Source organism: Blastococcus capsensis, assembly GCF_030165005.1.
Lineage (GTDB): Bacteria > Actinomycetota > Actinomycetes > Mycobacteriales > Geodermatophilaceae > Blastococcus > Blastococcus capsensis.
In genome coordinates this window covers 1-251 of the sequence record NZ_JASNNW010000046.1, presented here as the reverse complement: position 1 = coordinate 251, position 251 = coordinate 1, and the positions used below count along the sequence as shown (strand labels likewise).

The 251-nt window shown below is 76.1% G+C and carries 1 protein-coding gene; it reads right to left on the bottom strand.

Annotated features, from left to right (window positions below; translation table 11 throughout):
* Window positions 1-251: hypothetical protein (locus QOZ86_RS20935; RefSeq protein ID WP_284493897.1), on the bottom strand; the 251-nt coding region annotated here is incomplete at both ends.

The window sequence follows — 251 nt, the reverse complement described above, 5'->3', positions numbered from 1 at the left end:
CGGCCCACATCCGGCCGCGACCCATCCGCGGCCACCGCCGCCGCCGCCCGGCCATCGACGTACACGTGCACGTCGATCGACGCCGCCGGCACGTCCGGGTCGAGAGTCCACCCGCGAGCCGACACCGTCGACCCCGACACCGCCACCCCGTCCAGATGACCCACCGGCGCAGCCCCGCCCGAGCCCACGCTCACCGTGCGGCAGCCCAGCAGCGGGTTGGTCGACCCGCCCCCCGCGTTGATCGCATAGGC